Here is a 25,205-nt window from a genome sequence, read left to right on the forward strand (position 1 = left end):
CTCGCCCCGCGTCCCCGTCGTGCCGTTCCTCGGCACTCCGCCCGGCCCAGGGCATGTACGACCCTGCGGCCGAGAAGGACGCCTGCGGTCTCGCGATGGTCGCCACCATGCGCGGCACCGCCGGGCACGACATCATCGACGCGGCCCTCGACGCCCTGCGCAACCTCGAGCACCGCGGCGCGGTCGGCTCCGATGCGGGCACCGGGGACGGCGCCGGCATCATCACGCAGATCCCGGACGACTTCCTCCGTGCGGTCGCGGCCTTCGAGCTGCCGCCGCTCGGCCAGTACGCCGTCGGCAACGCGTTCCTCCCGGTCGACGTGTTCGAGCGCGAGCGCGTCAAGTCGACGATCGCCGACATCGCCCGCGAGGAGAGCCTCACCGTCGTGGGGTGGCGGTCCGTCCCGGTGCAGCCGGACGAGATCGGCACCTTCGCCCGCGCGGCGATGCCCGCGATCGAGCAGCTCTACGTGCGCAGCGACCTCACCGACGAGACCGGGACCCCGCTCTCCTCGGTGCGCCTGGATCGGCTGACCTTCCGCCTGCGCAAGCGCGTCGAGCGCGAGCTCGAGGTGTACTTCATGTCGCTCTCGAGCCGCACGCTCGTCTACAAGGGCATGGTGACGACGCTCCAGCTCGAGCCGTTCTACCCGGACCTCCAGGACGAGCGCTTCACCTCGAAGCTCGCGCTCGTGCACTCGCGCTACCTCGACCAACACCTTCCCGTCGTGGCCGCTCGCGCAGCCGTTCCGGATGATCGCGCACAACGGCGAGATCAACACGGTGCAGGGCAACCGCAACTGGATGCGCGCACGCCAGTCCCAGCTGAAGAGCAAGGAGCTCGGCGACCTCTCGCCGCTGTTCCCGATCGTCTCCTCCCGGGCGCAGCGACTCCGCCTCGTTCGACGAGACCGTGGAGCTGCTGAACCTCGCCGGCCGCTCGCTGCCGCACGCGATCATGATGATGGTGCCGGAGGCGTGGGAGAACCAGGCCGCCGCGATCGACCAGAAGCGCCGCGCGTTCTACGAGTACCACTCGATGCTCATGGAGCCGTGGGACGGCCCCGCCGCCATCGTCTTCACCGACGGCGAGCTCGTCGGCGCCACCCTCGACCGCAACGGACTCCGTCCGGGACGCTACGTCGTGACCGACGACGGCCTCGTCGTGCTCGCGAGCGAGATCGGCGTGCTCGACATCGACCCCGCGAAGGTGGTCCGCAAGGGCCGCCTCCAGCCCGGACGCATGTTCCTGGTCGACACCGAGCAGGGCCGCATCGTCGAGGACGAGGAGATCAAGGGGCAGCTCGCCGAGTCCGGTCCCTTCGAGGAGTGGCTCGACAAGGGCCGGATCAACCTCAAGGACCTGCCCGAGCGCGAGCTACATCGTGCACACGCCGGCGTCCGTCAACCGCCGTCAGCGCACGTTCGGCTACACCGAGGAGAGGTCCGCCTCCTCCTGCTGCCGATGGCGAAGGCCGGCGCCGAGCCGCTCGGAGCGATGGGCTCCGACACGCCTGTCGCCGTACTGTCCAAGCGCCCCCGTCTGCTGTTCGACTACTTCACCCAGGCGTTCGCGCAGGTCACCAACCCGCCACTCGACTCCATCCGCGAGGAGGTCGTCACGTCGCTGCGCCTCGGGCTCGGCCCGGAGCGCAACCTGCTGTCGGCCGGGGCCGAGCACGCCCGTCAGGTCGTCCTCGACTTCCCGGTGATCGACAACGACGAGCTGGCCAAGATCCAGCACATCGCTCCGCGTCCGCTCAGCCACATCACCACGACGATCCGCGGCCTCTACCGCGTCGACGCCGGTCCCCGCGCCATGCAGGACCGCATCGACGAGATGTGCAGCGAGGCCGACGAGGCGATCGCGGCCGGTGCGCAGTTCCTCGTGCTGTCGGACCGCGACTCCACGAAGGACCTCGCTCCGATCCCGTCCCTGCTGATGCTCGCGGCCGTGCACCACCACCTGATCCGCACCGAGAACCGGATGCGCGTCGGGCTGGTCGTCGAGGCCGGCGACGTCCGCGAGGTGCACCACGTCGCGACCCTGATCGGCTACGGTGCGTCCGCCGTCAACCCGTACCTCGCCATGGAGACCTGCGAGCAGCTCAGCAGCGGCATGCTCTCGGACATCTCGCCCGAGAAGGCCGTCAAGAACGTGATCAAGGCGCTCGGCAAGGGCGTGCTGAAGATCATGTCCAAGATGGGCATCTCGACGGTGTCGAGCTACGCCGGAGCGCAGACCTTCGAGGCCGTCGGCCTCAGCCAGGCCTTCGTCGACCAGTACTTCACCGGAACCGTCTCGAAGCTCGGCGGCATCGGGATCGACGTCGTCGCCGAGGAGAACGCCGCGCGCCACCGCGCCGCGTACCCCGAGGACGGCGCGGTCGTCGCCCACGAGCGCCTCGCGGTCGGCGGCGAGTACCAGCGGCGCCGCGACGGCGCCCCGCACCTCTTCAACCCCGACACCGTCTTCCGACTGCAGCACTCCACGCGCAACCGCCGCTACGACGTGTTCCGCGAGTACACGAAGATGGTCGACGACCAGGCGAGCTCGCTCATGACCCTGCGCGGCATGTTCACCCTCGACACCGAGGGGCGGACGCCCGTGCCGATCGACGAGGTCGAGCCGGTCGAGTCGATCGTCGGCGCCTCGACCGGTGCGATGAGCTACGGCTCCATCTCGCCGGAAGCGCACGAGACGCTCGCCATCGCGATGAACCGCCTCGGCGCCAAGTCGAACACCGGCGAGGGCGGCGAGGACACGGAGCGACTGCTCGACCCCGAGCGCCGTTCCGCGATCAAGCAGGTCGCCTCGGGCCGCTTCGGCGTCACGAGCATGTACCTCACCCACGCCGACGACATCCAGATCAAGCTCGCCCAGGGCGCGAAGCCCGGCGAGGGCGGTCAGCTGCCGCCGACCAAGGTGTACTCCGTGGATCGCGCGCACCCGTCACGCGACCGCCGGCGTCGGCCTCATCTCGCCGCCGCCGCACCACGACATCTACTCGATCGAGGACCTCAAGCAGCTGATCTTCGACCTCAAGCGCGCCAACCCCTCCGCCCGCATCCACGCCAAGCTGGTCAGCCAGTCCGGCATCGGCGCGGTCGCGGCAGGAACGGCGAAGGCCCTGGCCGACGTCATCCTCGTCTCGGGCCACGACGGCGGCACGGGCGCGAGCCCGGTCAACTCGCTCAAGCACGCGGGCGCGCCGTGGGAGCTCGGTCTCGCCGAGACGCAGCAGACGCTCATGCTCAACGGCATGCGCGACCGCGTCGTGGTGCAGGTCGACGGTCAGATGAAGACCGGCCGCGACGTCGTGATCGGCGCGCTGCTCGGAGCCGAGGAGTTCGGCTTCGCGACCTGCTCCGCTGATCGTCGAGGGCTGCATCATGATGCGCGTCTGCCACCTCGACACCTGCCCCGTCGGCGTCGCCACGCAGAACCCGGAGCTGCGCAAGCGCTTCTCGGGCAAGCCGGAGTTCGTCGTCAACTTCTTCGAGTTCATCGCCCAGGAGGTGCGCGAGTACCTCTCGCAGCTCGGCTACCGCAGCATCGACGAGATCGTCGGCCTACCGCGAGCTGCTCGACGTCAACCAGGCGATCGAGCACTGGAAGGCGAGCGGCCTGGACCTCACGCCGATCCTCGTCGGCCCCGTCTTCACGGCCGAGGAGCCGCGCCGCCACGGCCGCGCCCAGGAGCACGAGCCCGAGAAGCACTTCGACAACGAGCTCATCCGCCTCGCGGCGAACGTGCTCGATCACCGAGGCACCGTCAGGATCGAGCGCGAGATCAAGAACACCGAGCGCGCGGTCGGCACCATGCTCGGTCACGAGGTCACGGTGCGCTACGGCGAGAACGGCCTGCCGGCCGACTCCATCGTCGTAGTCGCTGCGCGGCTCCGCCGGGCAGTCTCTCGGCGCCTTCCTCCCCGCGGGCATCACCCTGCGGCTCGAGGGCGACCTCGAACGACTACGTCGGCAAGGGCCTCTCGGGCGGCCAGATCGTGGTGCGGCCCGACCGCCGCAGCACCTTCGACGCCTCGACCAACGTGATCGCGGGCAACGTCATCGGCTACGGGGCGACCCAGGGCACGATGTTCATCCGCGGCATGGTCGGCGAGCGGTTCCTCGTCCGCAACTCCGGCGCGACGGCGGTCGTCGAGGGCGTGGGCGACCACGCGCTCGAGTACATGACCGGCGGCCTGCGCCGTGATCCTCGGCGACACGGGTCGGAACCTCGGCGCGGGCATGTCCGGTGGCACGGCCTACGTGCACGGGCTCCAGCGCGAGCTCGTCAACCGCGACGCCCTCGCCCTGGGAGCTCACGCTCTCGGCGCTCGACAGCGCCGATGTCGAGATGCTCCGCGACCTTCTCGAGCGCCACGTCGCCGAGACCGAGTCCACCCTGGCCCAGGGCATGCTCGACGATTTCGACGGAACCGTCTCGCGTTTCGTCAAGGTACTGCCCCGCGACTTCGCCGCGGTGCTCGCGACGCGGTGCATCCGCTGTCGAAGAGGGGCTCGACCCCGACGGCGACGTCGTCTGGGGACGGATTCTGGAGGTGACCGGTGGCTGATCCCAAGGGGTTCCTGAAGGTGGCAGGACCGGGAGCTGCCCAAGCGGCGCCCGGTGTCCGTGCGGCTGATGGACTGGAAAGAGGTGTACGAGCAGGGCGATTCCGCCGTGCTGCGACGCCAGGCCGGACGCTGCATGGACTGCGGCATCCCGTTCTGCCACAAGGCTGCCCGCTCGGGAACCTGATCCCGGAGTGGAACGACCTGATGTGGCGCGGCGAGGGCCGCCAGGCCATCGAGCGACTGCACGCGACCAACAACTTCCCGGAGTTCACCGGCCGGCTCTGCCCGGCTCCGTGCGAGTCGTCGTGCGTGCTCGGCATCAACCAGCCCGCGGTCACGATCAAGCAGATCGAGGTCTCGATCATCGACCAGGCCTTCGGCAACGACCGGGTGCAGCCGCACCTGCCCGAGCGCCTCACCGGCAAGACGGTGGCGGTCGTCGGCTCTGGGCCCGCCGGCCTCGCGGCCGCGCAGCAGCTCACCCGCGCCGGGCACACCGTCGCCGGTGTACGAGCGCGACGACCGCATCGGCGGACTCCTGCGCTACGGCATCCCGGACTTCAAGATGGAGAAGAAGCACCTCGAGCTGCGGCTGAACCAGATGAAGGCCGAGGGCACCCGCTTCCGCGCGGGCGTCGACATCGGTCAGGACATCACCTGGGACGATCTCCGCGCGCGCTACGACGCCGCCGTGGTCGCGACCGGTGCCCTCGTGCCGCGCGACCTGCCGATCCCGGGCCGCGACCTCTCGGGCGTGCACTTCGCCATGGAGTACCTCGTGCAGTCCAACCGCGTGCTCGCGGGCGACACCGTCTTCGAGCAGATCAGCGCGGAGGGCAAGCACGTCGTGGTCCTCGGCGGCGGCGACACCGGAGCCGACCGCATCGGCACCGCGCACCGCCAGAAGGCCGCGTCCGTCACCAACCTGGCGATCGGCAAGCAGCCGCCGTCGGAGCGACCGGACAGCCAGCCCTGGCCGATGGACCCGACCGTGTTCGAGGTCTCGAGCGCCCACGAGGAGGGCGGCGAGCGGATGTTCCTCGCCTCCACCGTGGAGTTCCTCTCGAACGAGGTCGGCGAGGTGCGCGCGGTGCGCGTCGCCGAGACCGAGCACCTCGACGGGCGCCGCGTCCCCAAGAGCGGCACCGAGCGCGAGATCCCGGCCGACCTGGTCCTGCTGGCCCTGGGCTTCACCGGCCTCGAGTCGGACCGCCTGGCAGGTCAGCTCGCCGTGCCGTTCACGGACCGCGGCAACGTCGACCGCGGCGCCAACTTCGAGACGACCGCCCCCGGCGTGTTCGTCGCCGGAGACGCGGGCCGCGGCCAGTCCCTCATCGTGTGGGCGATCGCCGAGGGCCGCTCCGTCGCGGCCGAGGTCGACCGCTACCTCGAGGGCACCACGCAGCTCCCCGCGCCCGTCGGCCCGAACGACCGCGGCTTCACCCTCTAGTCGCGCCGAGGCGATAGTCTCGCGCTGGCAATCCCTGCTCACCCTCCCCGCTAACGACGCGCCTCCGGGCGCAGAACAACGGAGCACCCCCTCAATGAGACGACGAAATCGTCGCCACCCTCGGCCCGGCAACGTCGTCGTACGAGACCATTCGTGCGATCATCGACGCCGGCGTGGACGTGGCCCGCATGAACCTCAGCCACGGCAGCTACGACGTCCACGAGGGCATCTACCGCATCGTCCGAAAGGCGGCCGACGACGCCGGACGCGCGGTCGCGATCCTGGTCGACCTCCAGGGCCCGAAGATCCGCCTCGGCAAGTTCGAGGGCGGCCCGTACGCCCTCGCCGAGGGTGACGTCTTCACCATCACGACCGAGGACGTCGTGGGCACCAAGGGAGCTCTGGGCACCACTGTTCAAGGGCCTGCCCGATGACGTGAACCCGGGCGACATGCTCCTCATCGACGACGGCAAGGTCCGCGGTCCGCGTCACGGCGCGAGGGCCCCCGCGTCGTCACCGAGGTCGTCGTCCCCGGCAACGTCTCGAACAACAAGGGCATCAACCTGCCCGGCGTCGCGGTGAACGTCCCCGGCGCTGTCGCAGAAGGACGAGGACGACCTCCGCTGGGCGATCCGCCTGGGACGACATCATCGCGCTGTCCTTCGTCCGCAACGCCAGCGACATCACCCGCGTGCACGAGATCATGGCGGAGGAGGGCCGCAAGGCTCCCGTCATCGCCAAGATCGAGAAGCCGCAGGCGGTCGACAACCTGCAGGAGATCATCGACGTCTTCGACGGCATCATGGTCGCCCGCGGCGACCTGGGCGTCGAGCTGCCCCTGAGGCGGTCCCGATCGTGCAGAAGCACGCCGTCGAGCTCGCGCGCCCGCTGGGCCAAGCCGGTCATCGTCGCGACCCAGATGCTCGGTCGATGATCGAGAGCCCGCGCCCCACCCGCGCCGAGGCCTCGGACGTCGCGAACGCGATCCTCGACGGTGCCGACGCGGTCATGCTCTCGGGCGAGACCAGCGTCGGAGCCTGGCCGGTCGTCACCGTCCAGACCATGGCGCGCATCGTCGAGTCGACCGAGGAGCACGGCCTGGAGCGGATCCCCGCTCGGCAGCAAGCCGCGCACCCAGGGCGGATCCGTCACGCTGGCCGCCGCCGAGGTCGCCGAGTTCGTCGAGGCGAAGTTCCTCTGCGTGTTCACCGAGTCGGGCGACTCCGTGCGCCGCATGACCTGCCTGCGCCACGGCATCCCCATCATCGGCTTCACGCCGGAGCCGGCGGTCCGACGCCGCATGGCGCTGAACTGGGGCGTCCAGTCCTTCGTGACCCCGCGCGTGAACCACACCGACGCGATGCTTCGCGCAGGTCGACGCCGTGCTCCTGAACAAGGGCCTCGCCAAGCCGGGCGAGACGGTCGTCGTCGTCTCCGGATCGCCCCCGGGCGTGCCGGCGCCACGAACGACATGCGCGTGCACGTCGTCGGCTCCTCCAGCTCGGTGGAGCCCGTGGAGAACTGGGACCACTGAGCCTGAAGGGCCCGGTCGCTTCGCGACCGGGCCCTTCGGCGTTCTCCTCGTTCCTCGTCGATCGTCGCGCGGTCGGCTACCGCGCATGGGCGCCGGGGGAGGAGCGGGTCGCGTTCCGGTACGACGATCCGCTCGCACGCGGATCGCCGGTGACCCGTGCCACCTTTTCGACGTTCTCCTCGTTCCTCGTCGGACGTCGCGCGGTCGGCTTCCGCAGAGGGTTGCGCGGAGAGGAGCGGGTCGCGTTCCGGGTGCGACGATCCGCTCGCACGCGGATCGCCGGTGACCCTCGGAGGGCCAGGCTGGTCGTCCGCTCCCCTGCGGGAGCAGGAACTCCGACGGCGACCTCTCTGGTCGAAGGCGCAGGGTCTGGACCACGAGTTCGCCCCGCCTCTCGCTGGTCGAGGAGGCGCGCAGCGCCGTATCGAGGCCCGCGTCCGCGGTGTCGGGATTGCCGCTGGCGCGGGCGGGCTGGTGATCGCTCCGCCCGAGGGAGGCGGGAGGGCTCGGGTCGGCGTTGCTCGCCTCTGCTCCGTCGCGTTCGGAACCGAGGGCGGGAACGGCTCCCGAGGCCGCAAGCGGACCCCGCGGGCTCTCGACCTCGGTTGCGGACGACTCCGTGGGTGCCGAACGGTCGCAGAGCGGCGGCAGCCGCGGCCCTCCGGCGCGTCAGGCGGGCGTCCGGGGCGTGGCCGCGTGTCCGGAGCGCTGTCGCCACCGCGCTACCGTGGGCGCATGCGGACTCGGCGTGCTCGACATCGGCTCCAACACCGTCCACCTGCTCCTCGTCGACGCTCATCCCGGAGCCCGCCCCGTCCCGTACCGCTCGCACAAGCGCAGCCTCGCGCTAGTCGCGTACCTCGACGCCGCAGGAGACATCACCGAGGAGGGTCAGCGCGAGCTGATCTCGTTCGTCGCGGAGGCGCGCGACGTCGCTCGCGAGCACCGCGCCGAGGACGTCCTCGCGTTCGCGACCTCGGCGATCCGCGAGGCGGGCAACGGCGCGGAGGTCCTCGCCCGCGTCCGCGACGAGACCGGCGTGCACCTCAGGAGCTCGGCGGAGAGGCGGAGGCGTCGGCCACCTTCCTGGCCGTGCGTCGCTGGTTCGGCTGGGGCGCCGGGCTCGATCCTCGATCTCGACATCGGCGGCGGCTCGTTCGAGCTGTCGATGGGCGTGGACGAGGTGCCGGAGCTGGCCGTCTCGGTGCCGCTGGGCGCGGGACGCGTGACGCGCGACCTGCTGCAGGGCGACCCTGCCGTCGGCCGTGAGCGTCAAGGCCGCACGACGGCACGCCCGTGATCTGTGCGACCCCGCCCGCGCGTTCCTCGCGCTGGGCCGTCCCGATCTGGTGGCCGGCACGTCGAAGACGTTCCGCCCGCTCGCGCGCATCACCGGCGCCGCTCCGAGCGCCGCGGGCTCCTGGTGCGCCGCGAGCTGCACCTCGTCGACCTGCGGCTCTGAGCTCGCGACTGGCGGCGATCAGCGCGGCCGACCGCTCCGCGCTGCCCGGCGTCTCCTCCTCCGCGCGCCGCAGCTGCTCGCCGGCGCCCTGGTGGCCGAGGCCGCCATGGACGCGCTCGGCGTCGAGAAGCTCGGTGATCTGCCCGTGGGCCACCCGCGAGGGGCTGATCATCCGCCGTTTCGAGCTCCTCGACGCGCAGCTGCAGCGCGAGGACCTTCAGCTGAGCGCGATGCTGTAGGAGAAGGCCCGCTGCTCGCCCGGTGCCAGCACGAACTGCCCGGGCTTGTCGACGATGTCGCCGTCCCAGCCCGGCCGGGGTGGGGATGCTGCGCCAGGGCTCGATGCAGACGAACGGGCGCCGACCGGCTTCCAGACGCCGACGACGTCGAAGTCACCCGCGTCGACGGTGATCGAGCGGGCTCCGTCGGCCCGAGGGTCACCACGCGGCGCTTCGGCGTGTCGAAGATCATCGCATCCTCCTCGAACCAGGCGTCGTCGACGACGAGAGGCGCCGTCCTCGAGCGGCGAGGGGAAGCGCGGGTCCGCGAGCAGGTTCCCCGGGCGCGCGGCGGAAGCCCTCGGGCTCCTCCTCGGCGAAGCGGATGCGGTGCTCGCCGCTCCCGCCCGGGAGCGGCAGCGCGAACGCCGGGTGGTTGCCCACCGACGCGCCCAGCGGCCCGGTTCCGCGGTTCTCGACGGTCTGCGTGATGCGCAGCGTCGATCCGGTGACGGCGTAGGCGACGAGCGAGTCCAGTCGAACGGGAGACCTCGCGGGTCGCGGCGTCACTGCGCAGTCGGAACACGGCCTCGTCGCCCGAGCCGCCCGCGAGCTCGAACACCCGATCGCGGGCGAAGCCGTGCTGACCCATCGGGTAGGAGACGCCGTCGTGGTGGAGGGTGTCGTCGGGCAGGCGGCCGATGATCGGGAACAGGACGGCGCGTGCCGCCGCCACCCGGGCCCGCCTGCCAGAGGTACTCGAGCCCGGCGGCGTCGCGCAGCGAGGTGAGCTCGGCTCCGGCCGTGGTGACGGAGACGCGGAGCTCGTCACTCCCGATCTCGAGGCGGACGGGGCTGGGGAGTCGTGGTCATGCGACGATTCTCCTCGCCGCCGCCGTCCTGCGGGGGACCGGCGCAGCGTGTCGGAGGGCCGGGGCATGGGGCCGTGCCCCGAACCGCTCCCGTCCGCCTGGCGCGCCCGTCTCGGCGAGCTCAGCGGCTCGGAGCAGCGGCCGAGGCCGTCGCCGGGCCGCTCACTCCGATCGGGCTGCAGTTCGAGCTGCGTCGTCTCGTGCGTCGCGCCGACGATCCGTGGCGCGCGCCGACGAGCGAGCGGGTCGGACCGAAGGACTACGACACCGCCGCCCGCGACGACCACCGGCTCGCCACGCGTCCCGTCGTCCCGGGGCGCGGCGGAGCCTAGAACCGCTCGACGCTCACCTGGAAGTCGCTGAACTTCCGGACGCACCGCCTCTCGCTCGATCCGGCCCACCAGCGCTGGTTCGCGGAGTTCGCCGCTCTGCACCGTGCGACGCGGACCGTGCACCTCGGGCAGGACCCCGACTGGATCCACCTCGACGACTACGAGAGCCCGCTGCTCTGGCGCCTGCTCGAGCAGGCTCCCTCCCTCGGGATACCCCTCCTCGCGCCGGATCGCCGAGCCGTGCGCCTCGGCCCGCGGCGCACGTCGCGCTCCTCGCGACCGACCGGTCCGGCGCTCGAGCTGCGACCGGTCCTCCGCCTCGGCGAGGAGGACCGGCCGCTCGACGAGGCGCGCCCGCTCGCCCGCCACGGCGTCTACGTCGTCGAGGGCGGGATCCGTCCGCACTGCTCCTCGCGCCGGCCGCGGCAGCACTGGAGGACGAGGAGCTGCGGCTGCTCCGGCACCCGGAGGAGACGAGCGTGCCGGAGGACGTCGCCGAGTTCCTCCGCGACCACCTCCCCGCCCTGCGCGGCAGGGTCGCCGTCCGACCGAGCGGGCCGGGCGTCGAGATCGACGAGCCGGAGCCGCCGAGGCTGGTCTGCGCGGTATCGTTCGAGCCCCGCGCGCGCGGTGCGGGTGGGCTGGCGCTGGCGGCGCAGCGCGGACGCTCGAGCGAGATCGACGAAGCGGGCACGGGGTTCCTCGAGGCCGCGATCCTGCGGCGCGCGACCGCCGTGCTCGCCGACGCCGGATCCCCGCTCGTCCCCGACCTCGCCGCCGGGGTGCTCCTGCAGCGGAGCGGGACGCCGCGGTGTTCGTCGTCGAGCACCTCCCGCGTCTCGAGGAGGTCGGCGGGGTCCGGGTGGAGCGCGAGGGCGTCCCGCCCGACTACCGGCTCCTGAACGGCGACCTCACCCTCACGGTGACCGCCGTCGACACCGCGGACGCCGACTGGTTCGACCTCGCCGTCGTCGTCAGGATCGGCGACGTCAGCGTGCCGTTCCTCCCGCTGTTCCGCGCCTCTCGGCCGGAGGCGACCGCGTGCGGCTCAGTCGACCACTCCTACCTCTCGCTCGCCCATCCGGGTCTCGACCGCCTGCGCGAGCTGCTGAACCGCGCCGACCAGCTCGACGAGTGGGAGACGGGGCCGCGGCTCGGTCGGCACCAGACGGCGCTGTGGGAGGAGCTGGAGGAGCTCGCCGACGAGAGCGTCGCCTCGGTGCGCGTGGCGGCGGGTCCTGCAGCAGGCGCTGGCCGCCGGGGTGCCGGCAGACGTCGCCGCTCCCGAGAGCCTGCGCGCCGAGCTCCGTCCCTACCAGCAGGAGGGGTACTCGTGGCTCGTCCACCGCCGACGGCACGGCCTCGGCGGGATCCTCGCGGACGACATGGGCCTCGGCAAGACGCTGCAGGCCCTCGCGATGATGCTGGAAGCCGTCGAGCAGGCGCGCTCGGCGGGGAGCGGTGCGCGCCGTTCCTGGTGGTCGCCCTGACCTCGGTAGTGCCCGGCTGGGCCTCCGAGGCGGCGCGCTTCGCCCGGGGCTGCGCGTGCACACGGTCCCGAGCACGCGGACCGGAGTCTCGGGCGTCCCCGACGACGCCGATCTCGTGCTGACCAGCTACGCCGTCCTGCGCCTGGCAGCTCAGGAGTGGGCGGCGCGGACGTGGTCCGCCCTGGTCCTCGACGAGGCCCAGTTCGTCAAGAACCCCGCGTCGCAGACCCACCGGGCGGCTCGCTCGCTCGGCGCGCCCATCGTCCTCGCGCTGACCGGCACTCCGCTCGAGAACTCGCTCGACGAGCTCTGGTCGATCCTCGCTCTGGACAGCGCCAGGCCTCCTGCCCCCGCTACGCCGGTTCCAGGAGGAGTACACCCGGCCGATCCAGCACGCGGACGCGCTCTCGGCATCGCGTCGCCCGACCTGTCCGAGGGCAGGACCGTCTCGCAGGAGGAGGGGCTCGCCGCCGGCTCGAGCGCCTGCGCCGACGCGTGCGCCCGTTCCTCCTGCGCCGGACGAAGGAGGCGGTCGCACCCGAGCTGCCCGAGAAGCAGGAGCAGACGATCGAGGTGACCCTCGCGCCGGCCCACCGCGTGCTGTACGACGGCTACCTCCAGCGCGAGCGGCGCAAGCTGCTGGGCCTGGTCGAGGACCTCGACCGGCAGCGGTTCACCGTCTTCCGCTCGCTCACCCTGCTGCGGATGCTGGCGCTGGACGCCTCCCTGGTCGACTCCTCCTACCGGCACGTCCCCTCGCCAAGCTCGACGCACTGCTGGAGCAGCTCGACGACGTGCTGGCCGAGGGTCGGCGCGCGCTCGTGTTCAGCACCTTCACGTCGTACCTTGAGCGGGCGGCGGAGCGGCTGCGGGCGCGCGGGGTGCCGTTCGTGCAGCTCGACGGGTCGACGCGCGACCGGGCGGGAGTCGTCGAGTCGTTCCGCTCGGGCGACGCGCCGGTGTTCCTGGATCAGTCTCAAGGCGGGAGGCACCGGCCTCACCCTCACGGAGGCGGACCACGTCTTCATCCTGGACCCCTGGTGGAACCCGGCGGCCGAGGCCCAGGCCGCCGATCGGGCGCACCGCATCGGGCAGCAGCGCCGGGTCAACGTCTACCGGCTGGTCGCCCTCGACACGATCGAGGAGAAGATCGTGCGGCTGAAGGAGCGCAAGGCCCGTCTCGGCGCGGCCGTCCTGGACGACGGCGAGCTGTTCGCGCAGGCGCTGACGGCCGAGGATCTGCGCGAGCTGCTGGCCGAGTAGCGAGGCGCGTTCGGCCGGAAGGGTGACAGACAGCCGCGGCACAGGGGGCGAGCGCACACTGGCCGGATGAGCTCCCGCCGACCCCGTCCCCGCCCCGACTGGGTCGTCGCACTCGAGCAGGGCGAAGGTCCCGGGCTCTTCGGTCCCGGGGAGTGCGGTGTGGGCGGTCAACGGCGCGATGCCGACGATGATCGCCGGCGTCAGGGCGCTGCTGATGCAGACGCTGCACGCGGGCGCCATGGCGGGGGTCCACGACCACTCGACGTACCGCGAGGACCCGATGGGGCGGCTGGACAACACCGTCCGCTGGGTGCTCACGACGAGTTTCGGTGACCGCGCCGCCGCCACCGGGGCCGCTCGCTGGGTGACCGGCGTGCACGAGCGGATCACGGGCACCTACGAGGACGCGGCCGGCGCGGAGCGCCCCTACTCGGCCCAGGACCCGCGCCTGCTGCTCTGGGTGCACGACGCCTTCACCGACGCCTTCCTCAGCACCCACGAGATCTGGGGACGTCCGATCCTCGGCGGCCCCGACGCCTACGTGCGCGAGTGGGCCGAGTCCGGCCGTCTGCTCGGCGTGCCGAACCCGCCCGAGAGCGTCGCCGAGCTCCGGCAGCAGCTCACGGGCTTCGCGGCCGAGCTGAAGCCGGACGAGCGGGTCCGCGAGGCCGTCGGGTTCCTCCGGGACATCCGCCTCCCGGGCGAGGCCGGCGTCGTCTACCCGCTGCTCTTCGCCGGTGCCGTCGCCTCCCTCCGCCCGGAGGTCCGTCGGCTGCTCGGGCTCCGCCGCCCCTGGTGGCCGGCGATCACGGCCAACCGGCTCCTGATGCGGGGACTGGAGCTCCACCTCGGTCGCCTCTCGCCCAGTGAGCGCGCGGCGAGGACGCGCCTCGGTCGACCGAGGAGGCGCACCGCGGCTGACGGCAGGACCCTGCTCCCGACTCCCGAACACCTGTCCGGGAAGTGGTAGACTGATGTCGATGACTTCCGCCGCGTCGCCTCCTGCACGGAGCGGGTCCCTCCTCGATGCCCACCTCGGCCGATCCTCGGGCGCGACGCACCCGCCGCCGCGTCTTCGACGCCGTCGAGCGCCTCGTGATGCACGACGCAGAGGAGCGCACCGAGGGCATCGCCGTCAGCGACATCGTCCGCGAGGCCGGGATCAGCCGCAGCTCTTTCTACGCGCACTTCGAGGACGCGGCCGCCGTCGCCTCCGCACTGCTGCGCGAGGACCTCGTCGTCGCCGAGGTCGCCGAGGGCGACGCCGAGGACCGCACCGGAGCGACGGCTCTGCGCCGCGGCTACGCGCGCCTCGTCGAGCGGCTCGTCGACCGCCACGCCTTCCACGCACGGCTGCGCGCCCGCGCCCTCGGCACGCGTCGCGCTCCGACGACGCCGTGCTCGACACCGTCCTGGCCCTGCACCGCGAGGTGCTCGGCCGCGTGGACGTCCCCGCGAGCGTCGACCCGGAGCTCACCGCGACCTTCGCGGCCGGCGGCGTGCTCGCCGCCGTCGGAGCGTGGCTCGCCGGCTCCTCGACGGCACCGACGAGGAGCTCGTCGAGCAACTCGTCGCCCTCCTTCCCCCGTGGCTGGCCGATGCGCCGCTCGGATCCCCTGTTCCTCCCACTGAAGGCCCCACGATGAAAGGCACGACATGATGACATTCGAGGTCGGCGAGACCCTGGTCTGCCCGCACCCACGGAGCGGTGACGATCACCGGGCTCGAGAAGCGCTCGGTCAAGGGCGTCGAGAAGACGTTCATGACGATGAACGTGCACACCAGCGAGCTCACGATCACCCTGCCCGTCGAGAACGCCGAGCTCGTCGGCGTCCGCGAGATCATCGACGACGCCGGTGTCCAGGCCGTCTACGACGTCCTGCGCAGCGACGTCGCGGAGGAGGCCAGCAACTGGTCCCGCCGCTTCAAGGCCAACCAGGAGAAGATGGCCAGCGGAGCGTCTACCGCGTCAGCGAGGTCGTCCGCGACCTGTGGCGCCGCGAGCAGGCCGGCGGAGTCTCGGCCGGCGAGAAGCGCATGCTGCTGAAGGCCCGTCAGATCCTGGTGTCCGAGCTGTCGCTCGCGCTCAAGGGCACCGACGAGGAGGCCTCGGCCAAGCTCCGACGAGGTCCTCGCCTCGGCGATCTGAGCCGTCGCCGCGGCGTGACCGGTCATTCCGTCCGGCACGCCGCGGCCACCCGCCGGGCGACCTCGTCCTGGTCGGCGCTCCCGTCGACCCGCACGAGCAGTCCCGCGTCGGCGTAGACCTCTTCGAGCGGTGCCGTCTCCTGCTCGTAGACCGCAGATCCGCAGTGACGGATCACCTCGGCGTCGTCGTCGGCCCTCTTCTGCTGGGCGGCGCGCGAGAGCAGCCGGCCCACCACCGGTGCCGGTGGCGGCGGTCAGCAGCACCACCCGCGCCAGTTCCGCACCGCGCTCCTCGAGCATCCGGTCCAGCTCGCCGACCTGGGCGAGGGTGCGGGGATAGCCGTCGAGGATGAAGCCGTCGTGCGCGTCGGCCTCGTCCAGCCGTTCGGCGACCAGAGCGTTCGTGATCTCGTCCGGCACGTACTGCCCGGCTTCGACGATGGTCCGCAGACGCCTGCCGAGGTCGGTCCCATCGGCGACGTGCGCGCGGAACAGCTCTCCCGTCGAGGATCGCCGGCACGCCCAGCGAGCCGGCCAGGATCGCCGCCTGAGTGCCCTTGCCCACGCCGGGCGGCCCCATCATGATGACGCGCATCGCTCGTCCTCCCTCGCTGTCGTCAGGCGATCGTAGCCGGGCGCGCGGACCGGGCTGTGCGATTCGAGCGCGCGTGCCACCCGTTCTAGGCTGGTGACGACGCACGGAGGAGGCGCATGACGGACGGCGACGCAGGCGATCAGGGCCGCCGCCCGGCTCGCCGAGGTGCTGGTCTCGGCGGTCGCCGAGCTCGAGGCGCGCGGAGCCGAGGACCAGGCTCTGGCCGAGCTGCGGCGCCCGAGGGCGATCCTCGGCTTTCCGCCGCGCACCGGTGATGGCCCCGGTGACGCGCGCCTGGCGGGTCGGCGTCCTGCTGCTCGATCGCTCCGGCGCACTCTTCGCCACCGGCTCGGTGACGCGTGCGGTCGCACCGCTGCACGCCAACAACCAATCGGAGTCGCAGGAGGCGCGCCGCGAGATCCGTCGCGCCGCCTTCGACGGCCCGTTCCGCGAGGGGGAGATCGTCAACTACGGCTGGCGGAGGCTGGCGCTGGACGCGGACGGGCTGCTCGCGGACCCGGAGCCGCTGGCGGTGCGCGGCCACGACGTCATGGTGCGCTGGGCACCGGGACTCGGCGAGCAGGGGCTGATGCCGATCGAGCGCTACCTCTCGAGCGCATCGACCTGCAGTCCGGCGCCTGAGGGGTCACTCCCCTCGGCCACCGGGTGGAACCACGGCGGGCAGACCGCGACCCGGGGCGAGGGGCGGAGCTGCCCTCGAAGAGCGCCTTGACCTTGTTGCGCGTCGTCACCGACGGGACTCCGACGACCGCGATCTCCTGCGAGCGGGAACCGCTCGGGCACGAGCGCCTCGGCGCTGCGGAGAGCGGGCTCGTCGACGAGCAGGCGCGCGAAGGTGCGCACCAGGGCGTCGCCCTCGGTGAAGCGGGTGAGGACGTGCGAGGCATCGCCGTCGCTGAGCACCGAGCCGAGGCCAGCGACCCGACGAGGACGACGTACTGCGACGCGGTCGTGTCGTGCGCGCGGGGCGACCAGTGCGGAGCGACGCGCTCCCCGCGCAGATCGGCCCAGAGCGCGGCGTCGGGGGAGAGGAAGAAGGGGACGAACCCGGCGACGCTCGCTCCGTCGCGCACCTGCACGGCGCGGCGGTGCTCGCGCGTGGTCTCGGCGCTGACGTCCATCGCGGGGCGCTCGGGCAGCTGCTCGTCGGCGATGATGGCGCCCGCGGCCACGATCGCGGCCAGGTTGTCGATGTGCGTGACGTGGTAGATGCGCTGCGCGGCGATGTCGACCTTGGGCAGCGGCTTCGCGTGGGCCGTGCCCCGCGCCGCCGCTCGCGCGGTGGCCGCACGGGAGGTCCCGGGAACGCGCGCAGGGTGCGCGTGCGCCCGGCCGCGGGCTCGGGGGCCTTGGCGGGGGAGCAGACGTCGCAGAGCGCGATGTCGAGGCCGTGGATGCATTCGGTGGGCACGCTGGACTCTTCTGCGCACGGTCTCGGGGGTCCGGCGCAAGGACGACGTTACGCGACCGCGGGCCCCGCGTGCCGCCCCGGCGGTGATCCGCGGTCGCCGGACGCGGACCCGCCGGGCGTTCGCCGGGTACTCTCGCGACCCGGCGGACGGCGCGTAGCGTGGAGGATGAAGCGCGTACCGCCCGCTGAGGGCCGGGAATCCGTCTGGGACTACCCGAGGCCCCCGCGGGTCCGAGCCCACCTCCGAGCACGTGATCGTCCGCCTCGGCGGCGTGGTCGTCGCCGCGAGCCGCGAGGCGCTCCGCGTCCTCGAGACCAGCCATCCGCCCGTCTACTACCTCCCGCGAGAGGCGTTCGTCGACGGGGCGCTCGAGCCCGCGCCGGGCCGCAGCGTCTGCGAGTTCCGAGGGCGCTGCGTCCTACTTGAGCGTGCGAGGGGGCTCGGCGGTGGCCGAGAGCGCCGGCTGGACCTACCCGGAGCCGAGGGCGGGCTTCGAGGAGCTGCGCGGCACGCGCTGCGTAGGTCGGATGGACTCCTGCACGGTCGACGGCGAGACCGTCCAGCCGCAGCCGGGCGACTTCTACGGCGGCTGGATCACCTCCGCGTCGTCGGTCCCTTCAAGGGGGCCCCGGGCACGATGTTCTGGTGATCCGCCCCGTGCGTCGTCAGCGGCGGCTGCACCACGTCCACCGCCGCCGCGGCGAGCGCGACCAGCGAGCCCGCGCCGAGCCAGGTGCCGACGGTCGCGGCGTCGAGCACTCCGCCGCCCGCACCGGGGGACGTCAGGTAGCCCAGTGCGGTGACTCCGCCGACGGCGCCGACCGCGACGAGCAGCGCTCTGGCGGACCGCCGCCGCCACCAGGCGTCGCGTCCTGTCATCGGCGAGGACGCGGATGTTGACCGTGAGCTCCCCGTCCTCGACGGCGGCGCCGATCCGCTCGGAGTCGGCGCGGGAGGCGCCGCAGGCCCAGCAGTAGCCCCAGCGCCTCGCTCGCGAGCGTGTCGCGCAGGGCGGTCGGAGCCAGGCGGTCGCGGATCTGCTCGGCGGCGAGCGCCTTCGCCTCGTCGAGCAGGTCGATCTGCGGGACGGTCGATCGGAGGGTGCCCTCGAGGACCGCTGCTCCGCGTCCCGCAGCGACGACCTCCGCGGGAACCGCCAGCCCGTACGCGGTGACGACCTTCACGAGGGCGTCCACGGTCGCGACGTCGACGCGCGCTCCTGGCCCGAGCTCGAGGGTCAGGAAGGCGCTCAGCTCCCGCCGGAACGCGTCCTCGTCCGCGCCCTCCTCGAGCGAGGCCACACCGAGCAGCGCATCCGCGAACGCGCGGTTGTCGGACTGCAGGTAGGCGATCAGCAGATCCTGGGCGCGCTCGCGCAGCTTCGCGGTCCAGCCGCCCGACGGATCCGAAGTCGACGAGGGCGGCGCTGGCCGTCCGGCAGCAGCAGGATGTTCCCGGGGTGCAGATCGGAGTGGTAGACGCCGTCGAGCACGACCTGCCGCACGAAGGCGCGAAGGATCGACCGCAGGGCGGGTTCGAGGACCAGGGCGACTCCGCCCCTGGCGGTCACCGACGTGAGCGTCTCGCCCTCGATGAAGTCCATCACCAGCACGCGGTGGCCGGAGAGCTCCTCGACGAGCTCGGGCAGGACCAGCTCGTCGGAGCGCGGCGACCGCGCCTGCACCGCGCGCAGGGCCTGCAGGTTCAGCGCCTCCAGGCGGAAGTCGAGCTGGCGGATCAGGTCGGCGCCGTACTGCTCGGCGATCGCGCGCATCCCGAGCTGCCGAGCCTGCGGTGACGCGCGCTCGATCACCCGCACGGCGCGCAGCGCGACGTCGACGTCGCGGCGCACCTCCGGGGCGATCCCGGCGGAGCACCTTCACGCGACGAGCCGTCCGCCGTGCAGGCGGGCGCGATGGACCTGGCCGATCGAGGCCGCCGCCACCGGCACCTCCTCGAACGAGGAGAAGACGCGCTCGAGCGGACCGGAGAACGCCGCTCCGAGCTCCGCCCGCACCGCGGGCCACGGGCCGGCCCACATCGCGCTGCAGAGCGGAGAGGGCGCTCACCCACTCGGGCAGCAGATCCGATCGGGTGGAGAGCAGCTGGCCGAGCTTGACAGAAGGCACCGCCCGCCTCCTCGAGAGCACTGCGGAGACCCTCCGCCTGCTCGCGGCGGCAGCGCCGAGCGGGACGGCTCCGTGCCGAAGTCCAGATCCGTCCAGGGGAGCAGGCCGCTGCGCCGCGCGAGCCGCACCAGGTCGACGAAGCGCCGGCCTCGACCGACGGCCGGTCTCCCGGGCCTCTGCCCCGCTCCGAGGCCAGCCCGAGAGTGGGGACCGTGATCCCGCGTGCGCCTCGCCATGCGTGTCCGCCCTCCGGCGCCGACGGCACCGCCGACAGCCTGGCGCAGAGCGGTGGGCCGGTGCTGTGAGCGTCATGCCGGGTAACCTCCGCCACCCGCGGAGCGCCCCCGGTGTCATCGTGGGGCACCCCGAGGGACGGGGCGGGAGGCGGAACGGGATGAGCGAGCGGACGGACGCCTGGGGGTTCTCGACCCGCCAGCTGCACGCGGGCACGGCCGAGGACGCGCTCCACGCCCGGCGCACCCCGATCTATCTCACCGCGGGCTTCAGCTTCGACTCGTGCTCGACGACGCGCGCGACCGCTTCGCCGGCGCCGACGGCTACACCTACACCCGGGTCGGCAACCCGACGACGGATGCGGTCGAGCGCCGTCTCGCCGCGCTCGAGGGCGGATCCGGGGCGCTCCTCGTCGGCAGCGGCCAGGCGGCGCTCTCCGTCGCCCTGCTCGCTCGTCTCGGCCGGCGAGCACGTCGTCGCCGCGGCGAGCCTCTACGAGGGCACCCGGAACCTGCTCCTCGAGAACCTGGCACGCCTGGGCATCACCACGACCTTCGTCGAGGACGCCGACGACCCGCTGGCCTGGGAGGACGCGATCACCCCGCGGACCCGGGCGGTGCTCGTCGAGTCGATCCCGAATCCGCGGAACGACGTGGTGGACCTGCGGCTCGTCGCCGACGTCGCGCGCCTCCACCGCGTGCCCCCCGTCGTCGACAACACCTTCGCCACCCCGTACCTGCTCCGTCCGATCGAGCACGGGGCGGACGTCGTGGTGCACTCCGCCAGCAAGTTCCCGGCGGGCCACGGCGCGGTCATCTCAGGTGCCGTCGTCGATGCGGGCCGCTTCGACTGGCGCGCCGAGGCCGCCCGGTTCCCGCACCTCGCCGTCGCCGAACCGGCCCCGAGCGGGCGTCCCTCGACGTACCCGCGACGTCGTCGCCGGACGGATGGGTCCGACCGTCCTCCGCTCACCGCGTTCCTCCTCGAGCAGGGGCTCGAGACGCTGTCGCTGCGCGTACGGCGCCAGCTCGCGCAGCGCGCTGCGGATCGCCCAGTGGCTCGAGGCGCGGCCCGAGGTCGAGAGCGTGGACTACAGCGGCTCCGGCCTCCAGCCCGCGGTCGCACCGATCCGCGGCGGCGTCTGCCGCGTGGTCAGGGCTCGGTCATTCTCCTTCACCCCGGCGCGGGGGCGGAGGCGCGCACGGCGGTTCACGGACGCCCTGGCCTGTTCACGCGGATGACGCACCTCGGCGACGTGCGCCTCGCTCGTCCTGCACCCCGCCAGCACGACCCACACCCGCGCACAGTCCAGGAGCGAGGCGGCCGGCTTCGGCACCGGGCCTGCTGCGGCTCTCCACCGGCATCGAGGACGTCGAGGACCCGATCGACGACCTGGAGGCAGGTCTCCTCGCCTCGGCCGTTCCGCTCGTGCCGGCGGGCGGCGTCGTGAGCCGCCTGCAGCACTTCGCGTGGGTTCCTTCCTCGCGGCTTCGGACCGCAGGCGTGGGGCGGCCGGACTGGGACTGGGACCGCCGCTGGACGGAGCCCGAGCTCTACCGGCAGAGCGCGCGAGCTCGAGCAGGCCGGCTTCGACCTCGTGATCATCGAGGACGCGCTGTCGCTGGGCAGTGCCGACACCCTCGACCTGCGGGTGCGCCGCGCCTACGGCGGACCCGGCACGACCCGCTCCTGCTCGCGCCGTACCTGTTCGAGGCGACGCGGCACCTGGGCGTCGCGCCGACCGTGAACCCGATGGCGTGGAGCCCATACCAGGCGGCCCGCCAGTCTCTCGACGCTGCAGCACTCAGCGGGGGCCGACTCGGCATCAACGTCGTGACCGATGTGGGCAGCAGCCGCCACTTCGGACTCGACCCGCTGCCGCACGACCGCGCCTACGACCGGGCGCACGAGTGGCTCGACTCGATCCGCGAGCTGTGGCGCAGCTGGGACGACGGCGCGCTCCTCCAGGACGCCGCGACCGGGCTCTTCGCCGACGGCACGCGCCTGCGCCTGGTCCGCCACCGCGGGGAGCACTACTCCTTCGACGGCCCGCTGAACGCGCTGCCGTTCGAGACGGGCGAGCCCGTCGTCGTCTTCCCGGAGGATCGCCCGCGGCATCGACTTCGCCGGCGCGCAGTCCGACGTCCAACTGGCGCTGGCCTCGCTCGACGTCGCCACCGTGCGCGCCTACCGGGAGCGGGCGCGAACCGCAGCGGCGTCGCACGGACGTGACCCCGACGATCTGACCGTCCTCTTCGTCGCGAAGCCGATCGTCGTCTCGAGCCGGGAGGAGGCGGAGCGGCTTCGTCGTCGCGTCCGCCCAGCCGGACGAGACCGCTCTGCTCGCCCTCGCCTCCGCCTACTCGAGCGACCTCGAGACCGACCTCACCGCGCTCGACCTCGATCGGCCGATCGATCCGGCCGTCTTCGGCGGGCACGTCCTCTCGGGGAGCATCTCGGCCTCTACGGCTCGGCCGGCCCCGACGCGCCGCTGCGCGAGCTGCTGACCGCGAAGGCCAGGCTGGGGCTCGTCGCCGACCGGCGGGGTCTCGTCGGCACCGCGGAGGAGATCGCCGACTTCATCGAGGAGCTGGGCGAGGACGCCGACAACGACGGAATCGCGTTCTCGGGGGACTTCCACGCGGTGACGCTGCACCGGATGCTCGACGAGCTGTCCCGATCCTGCGGCGCCGCGGGATCCTGCGGCGCGGGCACCCGCGGCGGGCTGCGGAGGAGCCTGACCCGCGTCTAATCGGCTGCGGAGCCGAGCAGACACCTGCGTGGCCTCGGACGCCTCGACGTCGAGGGCCCACGCGGGTCGGACGAAGGTCCTCCGAGTGACGCGGAACCGCGTCTCCTCGACACCTGCTCCGTCGGCGCCGACCGTGCGGCTGCTGCCGTTGCGCTCGTAGCCGAGCGCCGTCGACACGCGGATCGAGGCGGTGTTCCACGCCAGTGCACTGCTCTCGGCGACCTCCGCCCCGAGGTGGTCGAACGCCAGCATCAACACGGCCGCCCGCATCTCCCGGCCGAGACCCCGGCCGTGAGCCGACAGGGTGAGCCACGAGCCGGAGGCGACGGAGCGCGTGGCCGCGAACCGGTCGGCCAGGAGGTCCTGGCGCCGATCACGACCCCGTCCTCGATGACGGCGAACGCGACCCTCCAGGTGTCCGGCGGGTTCTCGCGCGGAGCGACCAGTGGTAGCGGGCGAGGTTCGCGGGCAGCCCATCGGCGGGCGCCTCGGCCTACGGAGCCGGGAACGGCGAGCGCCCCGGCTCGTGGATCCCGGCGAGCGCCGCGGCCGCGAGACCGGGGGAGATCCTCGCCCCGCACCGGACGCAACTCCAGCCTGGGAGTGCGCAGCACCAGATCGAACAGGGGCCAGAGAGGAGCCGCGGCGGTCAGCCCGGACGACGCCAGCGGACCCCGATGAGGCCCGCGATCGGGCGGTACCGGCGGTGGGACTCGAACCCACAAGCCCTCTCGGACAGAGCATTTTGAGTGCCCCGCGTCTGCCATTCCGCCACACCGGCTCATCACGAGCCCGTCGAGAATACCGTAGGCTCATCGGCGTGACAGACCAGGAAACCGCGCCGACCGCACCCTGTCGGGTCGTCGTCGCCGAAGACGAATCGCTCGTCCGCCTCGACATCGCGGAGATCCTCCGCGACGACCAGGCCTGGAGGTCGTGGGTGAGGCGGGCAGACGGCGAGAACCGCCGTGGCCCTCGCCACCGAACTCCGGCCCGACCTGGTGATCATGGACGTGAAGATGCCCCAGCTGGACGGCATCTCGGCCGCCGAGCGCCTCTCGAAGGCGCACATCGCGCCGGTCGTCACTCCTCACGGCGTTCAGCCAGAAGAGCCTGCTCAGCAAGAGCGAGGCGCTGGCCTACGTGGTCAAGCCGTTCACCCCGAACGACCTGCTGCCCGCGATCGAGATCGCCCCCTCGCGCTACGCCCAGATCCTGACCCTCGAGGCCGAGGTTGACATGGTCGAGCGCTTCGAGACCCGCAAGCTGGCCGACCGGGTCAAGGGCCTGCTCAACGAGAAGATGGGCCTCACCGAGCCCGAGGCGTTCCGCTGGATCCAGAAGGCGTCGATGGACCGCCGTCTCACCATGCACGACGTCGCCCAGGCGATCGCCCAGGAATGCCTGTCCGAAGGCGCAGCCGCCGGGGCGGCAGCCCTGATCTACGGCCAGAGGGCAAGTGCGTCGGGAGCCGCCCGCCTGTCGTTCCGGCGGTACTCGAGGCGGACGTGGTCCTGCTCGGGCGCGGAGGAGCCCTGCCAGAACTCGATCCGCTCCGGCACGACGCGGTAGACGGCCCACTCGCGGTCGATCGTCGCGGGGAGCAGCCGACGGCGACGCTGGTCAGCGCGACGAGGTCGAAGCCGGCGGCGGTCGCCATCGGCTCGCTCTGCCGTCCGACGAGCAGCGCGGTGCCGGCCCGGGCCTCTCGATCGGCGGCGGAAGTCCTCGGCCGATTCGGCCGCGGAGCCGCGCACGATCCGTCCCTCGACGCGGACCTGACGCCCCTGCACGGGCCAGAAGAAGGTCAGCGCGGCGTGCGGTTCTCCTCCATCTCCCGCCCCTTGGGGCTCGTGGCATGGGTGGAGAAGGCCCAGCCCCTGCTCGTCGACGTTCAGGACGAGCACCCGGGCGCCGATCCGGGCCGTCGGCGCCGGCCGTCGAGAGGGTGGCGCCGGGGGAGCAGCTGGCCGGCGGTCGCGGCCTCCTGCAGCCACTGGCCGAACAGGTCGAGCGGCTCGTCCGGTGCGGCGTCGGCGTCGAAGGACGGCAGCTCGGAGGGCATGGACGGGAGGCTCGAGGAGGTCGCGGAAGTCACGCAGCGAGCCTAGGTTCGGGACTGCGACACGACCGGGGCTTGCGGCACGGAGCCGCGGCCGGTCGGGTCAGCGCAGGATGCTGGTGATCCGCACCGTCGAGGCGGTGCGCCCGGCCTCGCCGCGGACGACGATCTCGTGGGTCGCCAGCGTTCCCCCGAGGTGGATCGCGTCGCAGGTGGCGATGACGAAGCCGGAGCGACCGAGCGGCTGTGGCTCGCGTTCAGCTCGATCCCCATCGCGATCCGGCCCTCGCCCGCGTGGATGTTCGCGGCGATCGAGCCCATCGACTCGGCCAGCACGATGTGCGCCCCGCCGTGCAGGATCCCGACGGGCTGGCGATTGCCCTCCACCGGCATGGAGGCGACGGAGTGCTGCGGCGAGAGCTCGTGCCAGACGATGCCCATCCGCTCGGCGAGCTTCCATCCCGCGGCCGATCCCGGCCACGAGGTCGATCGCGGGGGCCGGACCCAGGAGGTGTTGAGGGGGGCTGAGTCGGTCAGCCGGATCTCCTCGTCGTCGTCCTGAGGAGGCCTCGACCAGCGGCTCGGAACCGTCCGGATCCGGTGTCGGAGGCGCTGTGTAGTCTTGCCGTGTGCTCGATCCGGAACAGCC

Annotated in this window: 23 protein-coding genes, 1 tRNA gene and 9 pseudogenes; 23 read left to right on the forward strand and 10 right to left on the reverse strand. The window is 72.6% G+C overall.

Features of this window, described 5'->3' with window-relative positions:
* Positions 1 to 53: 53 nt before the first annotated feature.
* The 8 genes and pseudogenes from gltB (at position 54) to AC0CII_RS04375 (ending at position 9,267) form a co-directional block, all read left to right on the forward strand.
* Positions 54 to 4,581: pseudogene (gene gltB / locus AC0CII_RS04340) on the forward strand (glutamate synthase large subunit).
* A pseudogene (locus AC0CII_RS04345) lies at positions 4,574 to 6,032 on the forward strand (glutamate synthase subunit beta). The pseudogenes gltB and AC0CII_RS04345 overlap by 8 nt, the downstream one beginning before the upstream one ends.
* Positions 6,033 to 6,193: 161 nt before the next feature.
* Positions 6,194 to 6,466, forward strand: a complete 273-nt coding sequence (locus tag AC0CII_RS04350; RefSeq protein WP_465229045.1) for a pyruvate kinase — start codon at positions 6,194 to 6,196, stop codon at positions 6,464 to 6,466.
* Between the two features lie 16 nt (positions 6,467 to 6,482).
* Positions 6,483 to 6,614, forward strand: a complete 132-nt coding sequence (locus tag AC0CII_RS04355) for a hypothetical protein (protein WP_465228736.1) — start codon at positions 6,483 to 6,485, stop codon at positions 6,612 to 6,614.
* A 121-nt stretch (positions 6,615 to 6,735) separates the two neighbouring features.
* A pseudogene (locus AC0CII_RS04360) lies at positions 6,736 to 7,028 on the forward strand (pyruvate kinase); the annotation flags it as partial.
* Between the two features lie 205 nt (positions 7,029 to 7,233).
* On the forward strand, positions 7,234 to 7,566 hold the full coding sequence (locus AC0CII_RS04365) for a pyruvate kinase alpha/beta domain-containing protein (protein ID WP_465228737.1): 333 nt from the start codon (positions 7,234 to 7,236) through the stop codon (positions 7,564 to 7,566).
* 727 nt (positions 7,567 to 8,293) lie between these two features.
* Positions 8,294 to 8,866 (forward strand): Ppx/GppA phosphatase family protein, encoded by a 573-nt coding sequence (locus AC0CII_RS04370; RefSeq protein WP_465228738.1) that lies wholly within the window; start codon positions 8,294 to 8,296, stop codon positions 8,864 to 8,866.
* Positions 8,863 to 9,267, forward strand: coding sequence for a hypothetical protein (locus tag AC0CII_RS04375; protein ID WP_465228739.1), 405 nt, complete (start codon positions 8,863 to 8,865; stop codon positions 9,265 to 9,267). Before AC0CII_RS04370 ends, AC0CII_RS04375 begins: the two co-directional genes overlap by 4 nt.
* A gap of 228 nt (positions 9,268 to 9,495) precedes the next feature.
* Here AC0CII_RS04375 and AC0CII_RS04380 read toward each other — a convergent pair whose 3' ends face one another.
* Positions 9,496 to 9,816, reverse strand: a complete 321-nt coding sequence (locus AC0CII_RS04380; RefSeq protein WP_465228740.1) for a hypothetical protein — start codon at positions 9,814 to 9,816, stop codon at positions 9,496 to 9,498.
* A gap of 376 nt (positions 9,817 to 10,192) precedes the next feature.
* Between AC0CII_RS04380 and AC0CII_RS04385 the strand changes: the two genes are divergently transcribed.
* The 8 genes and pseudogenes from AC0CII_RS04385 to AC0CII_RS04420 all read left to right on the forward strand — a co-directional run bounded on the left by AC0CII_RS04385 (position 10,193) and on the right by AC0CII_RS04420 (position 15,352).
* Complete coding sequence (locus AC0CII_RS04385; RefSeq protein WP_465228741.1) at positions 10,193 to 10,450, forward strand: hypothetical protein; 258 nt, start codon at positions 10,193 to 10,195, stop codon at positions 10,448 to 10,450.
* Between the two features lie 479 nt (positions 10,451 to 10,929).
* Complete coding sequence (locus AC0CII_RS04390; protein ID WP_465228742.1) at positions 10,930 to 11,352, forward strand: hypothetical protein; 423 nt, start codon at positions 10,930 to 10,932, stop codon at positions 11,350 to 11,352.
* Positions 11,262 to 12,062 (forward strand): hypothetical protein, encoded by an 801-nt coding sequence (locus tag AC0CII_RS04395; protein ID WP_465228743.1) that lies wholly within the window; start codon positions 11,262 to 11,264, stop codon positions 12,060 to 12,062. Before AC0CII_RS04390 ends, AC0CII_RS04395 begins: the two co-directional genes overlap by 91 nt.
* Positions 12,056 to 12,517 (forward strand): SNF2-related protein, encoded by a 462-nt coding sequence (locus AC0CII_RS04400; RefSeq protein ID WP_465228744.1) that lies wholly within the window; start codon positions 12,056 to 12,058, stop codon positions 12,515 to 12,517. Before AC0CII_RS04395 ends, AC0CII_RS04400 begins: the two co-directional genes overlap by 7 nt.
* Positions 12,436 to 13,203, forward strand: a complete 768-nt coding sequence (locus tag AC0CII_RS04405; protein ID WP_465228745.1) for a helicase-related protein — start codon at positions 12,436 to 12,438, stop codon at positions 13,201 to 13,203. Before AC0CII_RS04400 ends, AC0CII_RS04405 begins: the two co-directional genes overlap by 82 nt.
* A 178-nt stretch (positions 13,204 to 13,381) precedes the next feature.
* Entirely contained in the window at positions 13,382 to 14,173 is a 792-nt protein-coding gene (locus AC0CII_RS04410) for an oxygenase MpaB family protein (RefSeq protein ID WP_465228746.1), read from the forward strand.
* A gap of 56 nt (positions 14,174 to 14,229) precedes the next feature.
* Positions 14,230 to 14,835, forward strand: a complete 606-nt coding sequence (locus tag AC0CII_RS04415) for a TetR/AcrR family transcriptional regulator (protein ID WP_465228747.1) — start codon at positions 14,230 to 14,232, stop codon at positions 14,833 to 14,835.
* 27 nt (positions 14,836 to 14,862) lie between these two features.
* A pseudogene (locus AC0CII_RS04420) lies at positions 14,863 to 15,352 on the forward strand (CarD family transcriptional regulator).
* A gap of 22 nt (positions 15,353 to 15,374) precedes the next feature.
* On the opposite strand, the pseudogene AC0CII_RS04425 reads toward AC0CII_RS04420, so the two are convergent.
* A pseudogene (locus AC0CII_RS04425) lies at positions 15,375 to 15,946 on the reverse strand (adenylate kinase).
* 116 nt (positions 15,947 to 16,062) lie between these two features.
* On the opposite strand from AC0CII_RS04425, the gene AC0CII_RS04430 reads away from it, so the two are divergent.
* A complete protein-coding gene (locus AC0CII_RS04430) occupies positions 16,063 to 16,221 on the forward strand; it encodes a hypothetical protein (RefSeq protein ID WP_465228748.1) in 159 nt (52 codons plus the stop codon).
* A 273-nt stretch (positions 16,222 to 16,494) separates the two neighbouring features.
* Here AC0CII_RS04430 and AC0CII_RS04435 read toward each other — a convergent pair whose 3' ends face one another.
* Positions 16,495 to 17,418, reverse strand: a complete 924-nt coding sequence (locus AC0CII_RS04435; RefSeq protein WP_465228749.1) for a DarT ssDNA thymidine ADP-ribosyltransferase family protein — start codon at positions 17,416 to 17,418, stop codon at positions 16,495 to 16,497.
* Positions 17,419 to 17,544: 126 nt separating this feature from the next.
* Here AC0CII_RS04435 and AC0CII_RS04440 point away from each other — a divergent pair.
* Positions 17,545 to 18,028: pseudogene (locus AC0CII_RS04440) on the forward strand (DUF427 domain-containing protein).
* Positions 18,025 to 18,279, forward strand: a complete 255-nt coding sequence (locus tag AC0CII_RS04445; protein ID WP_465228750.1) for a hypothetical protein — start codon at positions 18,025 to 18,027, stop codon at positions 18,277 to 18,279. Before AC0CII_RS04440 ends, AC0CII_RS04445 begins: the two are co-directional and overlap by 4 nt.
* Here AC0CII_RS04445 and AC0CII_RS04450 read toward each other — a convergent pair.
* Together AC0CII_RS04450 and AC0CII_RS04455 are read right to left on the reverse strand one after the other, a co-directional pair.
* The gene (locus AC0CII_RS04450; RefSeq protein ID WP_465228751.1) at positions 18,255 to 18,680 is read right to left on the reverse strand and encodes a hypothetical protein; all 426 of its coding nucleotides are present in this window, start codon (positions 18,678 to 18,680) and stop codon (positions 18,255 to 18,257) included. The two genes, AC0CII_RS04445 and AC0CII_RS04450, sit on opposite strands and share 25 nt — an antisense overlap.
* Before the next feature lie 50 nt (positions 18,681 to 18,730).
* Positions 18,731 to 19,420: pseudogene (locus tag AC0CII_RS04455) on the reverse strand (AarF/ABC1/UbiB kinase family protein).
* Between the two features lie 482 nt (positions 19,421 to 19,902).
* Between AC0CII_RS04455 and AC0CII_RS04460 the strand changes: the two are divergent.
* Genes AC0CII_RS04460 through AC0CII_RS04470 form a run of 3 tightly spaced genes read left to right on the forward strand, consistent with a single transcriptional unit; the run spans position 19,903 to position 22,494 of the window.
* Positions 19,903 to 21,192: a PLP-dependent transferase gene (locus tag AC0CII_RS04460; RefSeq protein WP_465228752.1), complete on the forward strand. Its 1,290-nt coding sequence runs from the start codon at positions 19,903 to 19,905 to the stop codon at positions 21,190 to 21,192.
* Entirely contained in the window at positions 21,189 to 21,974 is a 786-nt protein-coding gene (locus tag AC0CII_RS04465) for an LLM class flavin-dependent oxidoreductase (RefSeq protein WP_465228753.1), read from the forward strand. The genes AC0CII_RS04460 and AC0CII_RS04465 overlap by 4 nt, the downstream gene beginning before the upstream one ends.
* Complete coding sequence (locus AC0CII_RS04470) at positions 21,922 to 22,494, forward strand: hypothetical protein (protein ID WP_465228754.1); 573 nt, start codon at positions 21,922 to 21,924, stop codon at positions 22,492 to 22,494. The genes AC0CII_RS04465 and AC0CII_RS04470 overlap by 53 nt, the downstream gene beginning before the upstream one ends.
* 216 nt (positions 22,495 to 22,710) lie before the next feature.
* Here AC0CII_RS04470 and AC0CII_RS04475 read toward each other — a convergent pair.
* Positions 22,711 to 23,238: pseudogene (locus tag AC0CII_RS04475) on the reverse strand (hypothetical protein); the annotation flags it as partial.
* Positions 23,193 to 23,275 (reverse strand) — tRNA-Leu (locus AC0CII_RS04480). The pseudogene AC0CII_RS04475 and the gene AC0CII_RS04480, both read right to left, overlap by 46 nt.
* A 39-nt stretch (positions 23,276 to 23,314) precedes the next feature.
* Between AC0CII_RS04480 and AC0CII_RS04485 the strand changes: the two are divergent.
* Positions 23,315 to 23,895: pseudogene (locus AC0CII_RS04485) on the forward strand (ANTAR domain-containing response regulator); the annotation flags it as partial.
* A 41-nt stretch (positions 23,896 to 23,936) separates the two neighbouring features.
* Here AC0CII_RS04485 and AC0CII_RS04490 read toward each other — a convergent pair.
* Genes AC0CII_RS04490 through AC0CII_RS04500 form a run of 3 tightly spaced genes read right to left on the reverse strand, consistent with a single transcriptional unit; the run spans position 23,937 to position 24,997 of the window.
* Positions 23,937 to 24,401 carry a pyridoxine 5'-phosphate oxidase C-terminal domain-containing protein gene (locus AC0CII_RS04490; RefSeq protein WP_465228755.1) on the reverse strand — a complete coding sequence of 155 codons (465 nt, stop codon included), beginning with the start codon at positions 24,399 to 24,401 and terminating at the stop codon, positions 23,937 to 23,939.
* Complete coding sequence (locus AC0CII_RS04495; RefSeq protein WP_465228756.1) at positions 24,389 to 24,592, reverse strand: hypothetical protein; 204 nt, start codon at positions 24,590 to 24,592, stop codon at positions 24,389 to 24,391. The genes AC0CII_RS04490 and AC0CII_RS04495 overlap by 13 nt, the downstream gene beginning before the upstream one ends.
* A 9-nt stretch (positions 24,593 to 24,601) precedes the next feature.
* Entirely contained in the window at positions 24,602 to 24,997 is a 396-nt protein-coding gene (locus tag AC0CII_RS04500) for a PaaI family thioesterase (protein ID WP_465228757.1), read from the reverse strand.
* Between the last annotated feature and the right edge of the window lie 208 nt (positions 24,998 to 25,205).

The sequence above is a fragment of the Rathayibacter sp. AC182 genome (assembly GCF_979253875.1).

Bases quoted from the DNA above. Each gene is read 5' to 3' on its own strand.
- AC0CII_RS04355 (WP_465228736.1), top strand. From the start codon at position 6,483: ATGCTCCTCATCGACGACGGCAAGGTCCGCGGTCCGCGTCACGGCGCG.
- AC0CII_RS04410 (WP_465228746.1), top strand. From the start codon at position 13,382: ATGCCGACGATGATCGCCGGCGTCAGGGCGCTGCTGATGCAGACGCTG.
- AC0CII_RS04415 (WP_465228747.1), top strand. From the start codon at position 14,230: ATGCCCACCTCGGCCGATCCTCGGGCGCGACGCACCCGCCGCCGCGTC.
- AC0CII_RS04430 (WP_465228748.1), top strand. From the start codon at position 16,063: ATGACGGACGGCGACGCAGGCGATCAGGGCCGCCGCCCGGCTCGCCGA.
- AC0CII_RS04460 (WP_465228752.1), top strand. From the start codon at position 19,903: ATGAGCGAGCGGACGGACGCCTGGGGGTTCTCGACCCGCCAGCTGCAC.
- AC0CII_RS04500 (WP_465228757.1), bottom strand. From the start codon at position 24,997: ATGGGCATCGTCTGGCACGAGCTCTCGCCGCAGCACTCCGTCGCCTCC.